Source organism: Kitasatospora sp. NPDC034533 (genome assembly GCF_055575155.1).
In genome coordinates, this window is the sequence record NZ_JBVITE010000080.1 from 21593 (window position 1) to 31400 (window position 9808).

The 9808-nt window shown below is 74.9% G+C and carries 9 protein-coding genes, 1 rRNA gene and 1 pseudogene; 4 read left to right on the forward strand and 7 right to left on the reverse strand.

The genetic code is table 11. The annotated features are described in order from the left end of the window. The first annotated feature begins 34 nt into the window (after positions 1-34). Positions 35-1336, forward strand: coding sequence for a sensor histidine kinase (locus tag ACZ55U_RS34860; protein WP_465532835.1), 1302 nt, complete (start codon positions 35-37; stop codon positions 1334-1336). Beyond that, the gene (locus ACZ55U_RS34865) at positions 1324-1980 is read left to right on the forward strand and encodes a response regulator (RefSeq protein ID WP_465532837.1); all 657 of its coding nucleotides are present in this window, start codon (positions 1324-1326) and stop codon (positions 1978-1980) included. Before ACZ55U_RS34860 ends, ACZ55U_RS34865 begins: the two co-directional genes overlap by 13 nt. Here ACZ55U_RS34865 and ACZ55U_RS34870 read toward each other — a convergent pair. The 6 genes and pseudogenes from ACZ55U_RS34870 to ACZ55U_RS34895 form a co-directional block, all read right to left on the reverse strand. Then, entirely contained in the window at positions 1953-4241 is a 2289-nt protein-coding gene (locus tag ACZ55U_RS34870; protein ID WP_465532839.1) for a DEAD/DEAH box helicase, read from the reverse strand. The genes ACZ55U_RS34865 and ACZ55U_RS34870 overlap by 28 nt on opposite strands. Before the next feature lie 168 nt (positions 4242-4409). Next, positions 4410-5417: a hypothetical protein gene (locus ACZ55U_RS34875; RefSeq protein ID WP_465532841.1), complete on the reverse strand. Its 1008-nt coding sequence runs from the start codon at positions 5415-5417 to the stop codon at positions 4410-4412. Beyond that, a complete protein-coding gene (locus tag ACZ55U_RS34880; protein WP_465532853.1) occupies positions 5414-6316 on the reverse strand; it encodes an ABC transporter ATP-binding protein in 903 nt (300 codons plus the stop codon). The genes ACZ55U_RS34875 and ACZ55U_RS34880 overlap by 4 nt, the downstream gene beginning before the upstream one ends. A gap of 103 nt (positions 6317-6419) precedes the next feature. Next, complete coding sequence (locus ACZ55U_RS34885; RefSeq protein WP_465532843.1) at positions 6420-6851, reverse strand: GntR family transcriptional regulator; 432 nt, start codon at positions 6849-6851, stop codon at positions 6420-6422. A 94-nt stretch (positions 6852-6945) separates the two neighbouring features. Then, a complete protein-coding gene (locus tag ACZ55U_RS34890) occupies positions 6946-7086 on the reverse strand; it encodes a hypothetical protein (protein ID WP_465532857.1) in 141 nt (46 codons plus the stop codon). A 47-nt stretch (positions 7087-7133) separates the two neighbouring features. Further along, positions 7134-7595: pseudogene (locus tag ACZ55U_RS34895) on the reverse strand (DUF2079 domain-containing protein); the annotation flags it as partial. 78 nt (positions 7596-7673) lie between these two features. Here ACZ55U_RS34895 and ACZ55U_RS34900 point away from each other — a divergent pair. Both ACZ55U_RS34900 and pcp read left to right on the forward strand, forming a co-directional pair. Then, a complete protein-coding gene (locus ACZ55U_RS34900; protein WP_465532845.1) occupies positions 7674-8852 on the forward strand; it encodes an alpha-hydroxy-acid oxidizing protein in 1179 nt (392 codons plus the stop codon). A gap of 117 nt (positions 8853-8969) precedes the next feature. After that, positions 8970-9650, forward strand: coding sequence for a pyroglutamyl-peptidase I (pcp, locus tag ACZ55U_RS34905; RefSeq protein WP_465532855.1), 681 nt, complete (start codon positions 8970-8972; stop codon positions 9648-9650). A gap of 71 nt (positions 9651-9721) precedes the next feature. Here the strand turns inward: pcp and rrf are convergent. Further along, a 5S ribosomal RNA gene (rrf, locus tag ACZ55U_RS34910) occupies positions 9722-9808 on the reverse strand; the annotation flags it as partial.

Here is a 9808-nt window from a genome sequence, read left to right on the forward strand (position 1 = left end):
AGTCGGACGGCAGGCTCGGAGGCACTGAACCATCGTGCGGGCGCCCGGAATCGCCGCAGCCACGGCCTGGTCCAGCGCCCGGTCCGCCACCCGGTCGGGCCTGCGTTCCGTCGCCCGGTCCGCGGTGCGCCGCTCCCCCGCCGCCGCCGGCTACCTCGCCCTCGTCCTCGGCACCGGGTCGGCCGCGCTGGTCGGGCTCTGCCTGCTGCTCGTCGTCCTCGCCCTCTGCCTGGTCGGTGTGGGACTGCCGCTCCTCCCGCACGCCCTGCGACTGCTGCGCCGCTGCGCCGAGTTCCACCGGCGGCGGGTGGGCCGCCGACTGGGCGGCGGCCGGCCGCGCACCCCGTACGGCGAGAGGGCGTCCCTGCGCGACCCGGCCGTCCGCAAGGACCTGCTCTGGCTGCTCGCCCACGGCACCGCCGGGACGGCCCTGGCGGGCGCCGCCTTCACCCTGTGCAGCCACGCCGTCAACTGGCTGACGGCGCCGCTCTGGTGGCGGCTGCTGCCGGACGAACGCGGGCGGATCATCCTGCTGACCGTCGACTCCTGGCCGATGGCCGCCGCCGCGGCGGCCGGCGGCATCGGCTACGCCGTGCTCGCCCTGGCCGCGCTGGCGCCGATCGCCGACCTGCACGCCCGGGCCTCCCGCCGACTGCTCGTCGCCCGGCCCCGGACCTCGCTCGCCCGGCGCGTCCAGGAGCTGACCACCAGCCGGTCCGAGGCACTGGACGCCCACGCCGCCGAACTGCGCCGGATCGAACGGGACTTGCACGACGGCGCCCAGGCCAACCTGGTGGCCGTCTCGCTGCGGCTCGGCATGATCCGCCGGGCCCTCGACCAACGCCCCGAACAGGCGGCGGAGTTGGTGGACTCCACCCAGCTCGTCGCCGAACAGGCCCTGGAGTCGCTGCGCGCCCTCGTCCGCGGCATCCACCCGCCGCTGCTCGCCGACCGCGGCCTCCCCGAGGCCGTACGGTCGCTCGCCGCCCGCTGCGCCGTGCCCACCCGGGTGGAGCTCGACACCCCGCCCTCCGCCGGGCCGCCGCCCCGCGCACCGGCCGCCGCCGAGGCCGCGGCCTACTTCGTCGTCTCCGAGGCGCTCACCAACGTCGCTCGGCACAGCGGCGCCCGCCACGCCCTGGTCCGGCTGCGGATCACCCCCGGCGCCATCGCCGTCCGGGTCGAGGACGACGGCCGGGGCGGCGCCGTCGAGGGCACCGGCAGCGGACTGCCCGGACTGCGCCGGCGGGTCGCCGCGTTCGACGGGAGCACCCACCTGTCCAGCCCTCCCGGGGGCCCGACCGTACTGGAAGTGGAGGTCCCGTGCGGGTCCTGATCGCCGAGGACAACGCCCTGCTCCGCGAGGGCCTGGTCCTGCTGCTGAACAGCGAGGGCCACGAGGTGTGCGCGACCGTCGAGCACGGCGACGACCTGTTGTCCGCCCTGCTCGACCACCGCCCCGACGTCGCCGTGGTCGACGTCCGGCTGCCGCCGGACTTCCGTGACGAGGGCCTGCGCGCCGCCGTCGAGGCCCGCCGCCGGATGCCCGCGCTGCCCGTCCTGATCCTCTCCCAGTACGTCGAACGCGCCTACGCCGCCGAGCTGTTGGCCCAGAGCGCCACCGGCGTGGGCTACCTGCTCAAGGACCGGGTCGGCCGCGCCGAGGAGTTCCTCCAGGCGCTGGCCCGCGTCGCCGGGGGCGGTACCGCGATGGACCCCGAGGTCATCTCCCAGCTGATGGCCCACCACGCCGGCCCCGACCCGCTGGCCGCCCTCACCCCGCGCGAACGCGAGGTGCTCGCGCTGATGGCCGAGGGCCACAACAACCCGACCATCGCCCGGCTGCTCTTCCTCGCCGAGAGCTCGGTGAACAAGCACATCGGCAGCATCTTCGGCAAGCTCGGCATGCCCACCCCGGACACCGGCCACCGCCGGGTGCGCGCCGTGCTCACCTATCTGCGCGCGCTGGCGGACGACTGACCGTCCTCCTCCTGCGCCGTGGCCCGACCGTCCCCTCCCACTGACCCGTTCCCCTCCGCCGACCCGCCGTTCCCCTCGGCCGACCGGCTGTTCGCCGAGGCCGCCAGCCGCAGCTGCTCCTCCTCGACGATCAGCGCCGCCAACGACTGCTCCGACACGTCCACCGCCTCCGGGGTCGACTCCGCCACCTCGCTGCGCCGCGCGTAGTCGTCGAACAGCCGCCCCTTCACCCGCAGCAGGTCCAGCATCCGCTGGTCCACGCTGTCCGCCGCCAGCAGCCGGTGCACCCGCACCCGCCGGACCTGCCCCATCCGGTGGGAGCGCGCTACCGCCTGCTCCTCCAGGGTCGGCTTGACCTGCGGCTCGCAGAGGATCACCACCGACGCCGCCTGGAGGTTCAGCCCCACGCCCCCGGCCTGGATCTGGCACAGCAGCACCGCGTGCCCGAGCGCGGCACTGAACTCGTCCACCACCCGCTGCCGCCGCGCCGAGTCCAGGGAGCCGTCGATCGGGCCGAACCCCCGTTGCTCCAAGGCGACTTGGACGGCCGCCAGGACATCGCGGAAGAACGAGAAGACCACCACCTTCAGCCCGCCGTCCGCCGCCTCCCGGACGATCTCCAGCAGTCGCCTCAGCTTGGCCGACTCCTCCGGCGCCGCGTACCCGGCCCGGCGCATCGCCGGGAAGTTGCCCGCGGCGACGGCCGAGCGGTACGCGGCGAGGTCGGCGGGCGAGAACTCCTCCCACTCGTCCACGTGCACGACCTCGGGCAGCTCGGTGAGCACGTCCTCCTGGTTGCGGCGCAGGTACGCCGGCGCCACGGCCTTGCGGAACGCCGCCGGCCCGGCGACCGACGGACCGTACCCGATCCGCGGCACCAGCTCGGGCTGGAGGTACCGCACCAGGGCGCGGAACTCCTCCACCCGGTTCTCCATCGGCGTCCCGGTGAGGAACAGCACCCGCTCCACCCGCTCCGCCCAGGCCGCGACCGCCTGGGAGCGCCGCGCGGCGGGGTTCTTGACGAAGTGCGCCTCGTCCACCACGAGCAGGCCGACCGCCGCCGACCGCCCGACCTCCGCCGGCTCCAGCCGGCGCAGCCCGTCGAAGGTCACCACCGCGACCCCGCCCTCCCGGAGCCACTCGGCGAGCGCGGCCTCCCGCTCCGGGCCGTGCACCCGGTACGCCCGCAGGGTGCTGCGCGACCCGACCTCCCGGGTCCAGTTGATCAGGACACTGGCCGGGCAGACCACCAGGAAGTGGGTGCTGCCCCGCGCCCGCAGGTGCGCCAGCACGGCGATCGCCTGCACCGTCTTGCCGAGGCCCATCTCGTCCCCGATGATCACCCGCTTCTGGGCCAGCGCGAAACGCGCCCCGAACGCCTGGTAGCCGCGCAGCGAGACCCGGCAGTGGGACTCGTCCAGCGGCTCCGCCCGGACCCGCTCCGACAGCAGCTGCGGCAGGAACCCCTCGGCGGCGCCCAGTTCGGCCCCGGCCTCCCCGGCGATCCCGCCGAGCACGCCGTAGTAGTCCGCCGAACGGAGCTCGAAGTCCGTCCACGCCTCGATCGGGTCCACCGGCGGGCGCAGCAGGTCGACCGAGGCCTGGGCCAGCAGCACCGGGACCTGCTGCGCCACGAAGCGCGCCAGCACCTCCTCCAGCCGCTCGACCGCCACCTGGGCCCGCGCCCGCCGCTCCCGCCCGGCGAACAGCCCCCGCCACACCCCGCGGGCCGGCCCGGCGGCCTCCATGAGCGGCTCGACCTCGGCCTGGACCAGCTCCGCCGTCTCCCTGGCGCGCCGCGCCTCCGGTCCGGCGGCCACCAGCCGCTGGAGCGCCACGACGAGCGCGGTGCTCACCTCGTCCCGCCGCTCGACGTCCAGCCGCACCGCCACGCTCTGCTCGACGGCCCTGGTGATCTGCGCGGCGGCGGCGAGGGCCTGCGCGGCCGTCTGCGCCCCGATCCCCGGGATCAGCTGGAGCGCGTACGGGGAGGCCTCCGCCACCTGCCGCACCGTCCCCAGCCCGGCCGCCTCCAACGCCCCGACCCGCAGCCGCCCCTCGGTCACGTCCCGCAGCCGGCCCACCGCGATGGCGCCGAGTTCCTCCCGCACCAGCCGGTCCCGCAGCTCCACGTACGCCAGCCGCACCTGGTCGAGCGCCGCCCGGTGGTCCGCCACCACCGCCCCGGCCGCCGCCCGCAGCTCCTCCGCCTCGGCGAGGACCGCCCCGGGCCGCCGCCCACCCCGCCGCCGCTCCCCCACCGCCCAGCTCCCGTCCCGCGCCGCACCCGAACCCCCATGATTCCATCCGCCCGCCCGCCCGGCCCCCTCCGGGCCCGGCCACCACCTCGGCGGAGCCCGACACGCCGAAATCCCCCCGGCGGTGCCGGGGGGATGTGGCCGTGGTCGGCCGGGTCGGGCCGCGGAGCGCTAGACGCGGATGCGGCGGAAGACGGCGACGAGCAGGAGCAGCGTGAGCGACAGGAGGATGCCGGTCTCGACGAGTTGGACGGGGACGAGGTGGTCGGCGGGGTGGTAGCGGGCCCAGGAGGCGACGGCGTCGTTGCAGCCGGAGTTGCCCTGGTCGGCCTGGAAGGAGAAGAGGCAGTTCTCGGTGCTGACGCGGGTGCCGTCCGGCAGGACGATGCCGCGGCCGAGGCTCCAGGCGTTGGTGGGTTGCGGGATGCCCACGGCGGCCACCCGGTCCACCGCCGGGTAGAAGAAGGGGCGGGCCCAGAAGACGAGGCCGTGGACGAGGGCGACGAGGGCGCCGGTGAGGAACATCGCGGGCAGGGTTCGGCGGACGAGCTGGCCGACCAGGACGCCGAGGGCCAGGGCGAACAGGGACCAGGCGATCGGGGCGAGCCCGAGGACCGGGTAGGTGAAGGCCTGGAACGGCGGGTCGAAGGCGGTCGGCCCGTGCACGATGTCGGTCCACCACACCCAGGTCATCAGCGTGGCGAGCACCCCGCTGAGGACCAGCACGGCTATGCCGGGGACGGCCAGGCGGACGGCCAGCCAGCGGACCGGGCCGACGGACTGCGCGCGGATCAGCCGGATGGTGCCGCGTTCGTACTCCTGGGCCAGCAGCGGGGCGCCGACGAACACGCCGATCAGCAGCGGGAGGCCGGTGACGGCGGGCTGGAGGACCTGGGTGTACCAGAAGACCGGAAGGTCGACCGGCGCGACGAGGTTCCAGCAGTACCTGCTGTCCCAGGACTGGGGGCTCCAGCAGCCGGTCCGATCCAGGACGTCCACGATGTGGCGGCTGGTGAAGTGGATCCAGAGCAGCGCCGCCACCGCCAGGAGCAGCAGGACGGCCGACGTCCGCAGGAGCAGGCGGCTCTGCCGGAACACCAGCCAGAAGAGCCCGCGCAGACCGGGCGTGGTGGGGGCGGGCGCAGCGGTGGCCCGGTCGGTCAGGACGGTCGCGCTCATGCCGCCACCTCGTTCCGCTGCTCCGGAGCGGCGGGCGTCCGGAGGTAGCCGAGCAGCAGGTCCTCCAGGCTCAGCCGCTCGCTCTCCCAGGGCCCGTCCGGCGGTTCGGGGGCGCGGACCAGCGCGACGGTCCGGCGCCCGCTGGTCCGCTTCTCGACCACCGACTCGGCGGCGAGGGCGGCGCCCTCGGCGGTCGGCCCGGTGAGCAGGTGGTGCCCGTCGAGGATCTCCTCCAGGTCGCCGGCCAGCCGGATGCGTCCGCGCTGGACGAGGACCAAGTGGTCGATGACGCCGTCCAGTTCGGGGAGGATGTGGGAGGACAGCACGATGCTGGCGCCGCGCTCGGCGACGGCCGACATCAGGGTGCCCATCAGCTGGTGCCGGGCGAGCGGGTCGAGGTCGGCCATCGGCTCGTCGAGGAGCAGCAGGTCGGGGAGCTTGCCGAGGGCGAGGGCGAGGCAGACCCGGGTGCGCTGGCCGCCGGAGAGCGAGCCGATCCGCGCCTTGGGGTTCAACTCGCCCTGGTCGGTGATCTGCCGGACCAGGGTCTCGTCCCAGACGGGGTTGAGCTCGCGGCCCATCCGCAGCGTCTCGGCGACGGTGAGGCCCGGGTACAGCGGCTTGTCCTGCGGCACGTAGGCGACCCGGGCGCGCAGCCCGGGCGCGCCGGTATCGGCGCCGAGCACCCGCAACCGGCCCTCGGTGGGCTGGAGTTGGCCGGCGGCGAGGGCGAGCAGCGTGCTCTTGCCGGCCCCGTTGGGGCCCACCACGCCGCAGATCCGCCCCGCCGGGACGGTGATGTCACAGTCGCGCAGGGCCCAGCCGGCGCGGTACTTCCTGCCGAGGCCGGTGGCCTCCAGGGCAGTTCCCGGGGCCGCCTCCTGCGCGGCCTCCGGCACTGGCGCCGACGCGGGCGCCGTGGTCGTCGGGTCGTCCACCCGATCCCCCCACTGTTCTCTGTTCGGTGTTGCCGGGGGTCTCGGACCCCCGGGTGTCGGAGCCTCAGGCCCCGGTGCCGTCGGAGCCGGCGGCGGCTCCGCCCCCGGAGACTCCGCTGTCGAAGCGCTGCTCCAGGACGGAGGCCATCAGCGCGGCGATGTCCTCGCGCTCCAGCCCCACCTCGCGGGCCTGGTCCACCCAGCCGACCAGCTCCGCGCGCAATGGCCCGTCCGCCGCAGCCCCCGGCCGGGCGAGCGAGCGCCGGACGAAGGTGCCGAGCCCCGGGCGGGGTTCGACCAGGCCTTCGCGTTCGAGTTCGCGGTAGGCCTTCAGCACGGTGTTGGGGTTGATAGCGGTCAGCTCGACCACCTCACGGGCGGTCGGCAGCTTGTCCCCGGGCTGGAGCAGCCCGAGCCGCAGGGCCTGCTTGGTCTGCTGCACGATCTGCTGGTACGTGGAGACGCCGCTGCGCCGCTCGATGCGGTACTCGATCACCCGCAATCCGGCCTTTCACTAGTTCAATAGTGGAATAGTGGACCACCGCGCCGCATCGGTCAAGCCGGGCCCGGGGGTGTCCCGCTCGAAGCGCTCAGGGCCGCCGGAGCAGCAGCAGGCCGTCCCGGTCGATCAGCTGCCGGTAGCCGCCGCTCCGGTAGACGGCCGGCATCCGGGCCGCGTCGGCGGCGGCGCACGGGGACCGCACGCCGGTATCGCGCACGTCGACGGCCATCCACTGCAGTCCGGGTCCACCGGCCGCTGACACACCAGGGTGACCTCCGCCCGGCCGGTGAGCCGGGCCGCCAGGTGGTCGGAGGCGGCGACGGTGGCGCCGGCGGGTATCCGGTGGACCAGCGCCCGGATCCCGGTGAACCGGGGTGGGGTGCGCCAGGCGTCGGGCATCAGCACCTCACGCAACGGGTAGAGCGGCAGCGTCACCGCCGCCGCGAGGGCGCTGACGGCGAGTGCGCGGCGGGCCCGCCGGGCGCCTCGGCGCCGCAGCACGTCGACCAGGGTCGCCGGCGCGACCGGCATCAGCGCCGCGCTGTAGTGGTGACCGACGCCCCCACCGGTCGCAGCCCTCCCGGACGCGCTGCCCTGATGCCCTGCCCTGGTACCCGGCCTTGATGCCCGGCCCTGGTACCCGGCCTTGATGCCCGGCCCTCGTACCCGGCCCCTGGTACCCGGCCCCTGGTACCCGGCTCCGGCCACGGTGAGAATGCCGGGGTGCCGCCCGCCCATCCGGTTTTCCGGCGGGGCGGGCGGACGGAGCCGGCCGGGACGGTCCCGGGCGGCCGAGAACGGAAGGACGGCGAGCGGATGGACCCGGCGTTCCACGGGCGGTTCGGCGACTACCAGAACGAGATCTACCTCAACGGCCTCGGCGGCGTGCTGCCGACGATGCCGATGACCTACGCCGAACTGGAGGCGCGGGCGAGCGCGGCGCTGCCCGCCCCGGTGCTCTCCTACGTCGCGGGCGGGGCGGGCGACGAGTCCACCCAGCGGGCGAACGTCGCCGCCTTCGAGCGGTGGGGCCTGGTGCCGCGGATGATGGTCGGCGCGAGCACCCGGGACCTCTCCGTGGACCTGTTCGGCATCAGGCTCCCCACCCCGCTGTTCCTGGCCCCGATCGGGGTCATCGGCCTGTGCGCGCAGGACGGCCACGGGGACCTGGCGACCGCCCGCGCCGCCGCCCGGACCGGAGTGCCGATGGTCGCCTCCACCCTGACGGTCGATCCGCTGGAGCGGGTGGCCGCCGAGTTCGGCGACACCCCCGGCTTCTTCCAGCTCTACACCCCCACCGACCGGGCGCTGGCCGAGAGCCTGGTGCACCGGGCGGAGGCCGCGGGCTACCGGGGCATCGTCGTCACCCTGGACACCTGGGTCACCGGCTGGCGCCCGCGCGACCTGGCCACCGCCAACTTCCCGCAACTGCGCGGCCACTGCCTCGCCAACTACACCTCCGACCCGGTCTTCCGCGCCCGCCTCGCCAAGGCCCCCGAGGAGGACCCTCAGGCGGCCGTCCTGGAGTGGGTCGGCGTCTTCGGCAACCCGCTGACCTGGGACGACCTGCCCTGGCTCCGTTCGCTGACCGACCTGCCGATCCTCCTCAAGGGCATCGGCCACCCCGAGGACGTCCGCCGCGCCAGGGACGGCGGCGTCGACGGCGTCTACTGCTCCAACCACGGTGGCCGCCAGGCCAACGGCGGCCTGGCCGCCCTCGACCTGCTCCCCGACGTGGTCGAGGCCGCCGACGGCCTGCCCGTCCTCTTCGACTCCGGCGTCCGCTCCGGCACCGACGTCGTCAAGGCGCTCGCCCTCGGCGCCACCGCCGTCGGCGTGGGGCGCCCGTACGCCTACGGCCTGGCCCTGGAGGGCACCGACGGAATCGTGCACGTGCTGCGCTCGCTGCTCGCCGAGGCCGATCTCCTGATGGCCGTGGACGGCTACCCGACCCTCGCCTCCCTGCGCGCGGACGGCGCACTGCGCCGGACCTGACATCCCGTCGACATATTCCCCCGGCAACCGGCCGGCCTTGCCGGGACATTCGGGACGGCTCTACGCTCGAACGGCACAAATCGGGTCCGTACGTCCACGTGCGCTGGGAGGTCCGCCATCATCCGCGTCCTGCTGACCGCCTTCGAACCGTTCGGCCGAGACCCCCTCAACTCGTCCCTGGAGGCGGGCCGGCTGGTCGTCGCCGGTCCGCCGGCCGGCGTGGCGCTGGAGTTCGCCGAACTGCCCTGGGTGTTCGGCGACTCGGTCACCGAACTGCGCCGGGCGGTGGCCCGGTTCGAACCGGACCTGGCCATCGTCACGGGGCAGGGAGGCAACCGTCCCGACCTCACGGTCGAGCGGGTCGCGATCAACCTCGCCGACGCGCGGGCGCCCGACCGGAAGGGCAATCAGCCGGTGGACCAGCCGGTCGTGCCGGACGGTCCGGCCGCGTACTTCTCCTCCCTGCCGGTCAAGGCCTGCGTGGAGGCGATCCAGCAGGCGGGCATCCCCGCCACCGTCTCGCACACCGCGGGCACCCACGTCGGCAACCACGTCTTCTACGGGCTGGCGCACCTGATCGCCACCGAACGCCCGGAGCTGCACGGCGGGTTCGCGCAGTTGCCGTACCTGCCGAGCCAGACCCCCGGCCGGGAGAGGAGCGCGTCAATGTCGGCCGAGACCGCGGCCGAGGGGGTGCGGATCCTGATCCGCAGCGCCGTCGCCGCCCTCCACCCACCGACCTCAGGCCCGGTGGCCGCACCTCGCCGACGCGCCTGGCTGCCCCGCCGCGGCGCCTGAGCGTTATGCCGGCCCCGGAAACGCGAAGAACCCCCATCCGGAAACCGGATGGGGGTTCTTTCTCAAGAATTGTTCGGCGGCGTCCTACTCTCCCACAGGGTCCCCCCTGCAGTACCATCGGCGCTGAAAGGCTTAGCTTCCGGGTTCGGAATGTAACC

Coding starts and splice junctions, on each gene's coding strand:
- ACZ55U_RS34875 (WP_465532841.1), bottom strand. CDS start 5,417: ATGAGCGCGACCGTCCTGACCGACCGGGCCACCGCTGCGCCCGCCCCC.
- ACZ55U_RS34890 (WP_465532857.1), bottom strand. CDS start 7,086: ATGGCCGTCGACGTGCGCGATACCGGCGTGCGGTCCCCGTGCGCCGCC.
- ACZ55U_RS34900 (WP_465532845.1), top strand. CDS start 7,674: ATGGACCCGGCGTTCCACGGGCGGTTCGGCGACTACCAGAACGAGATC.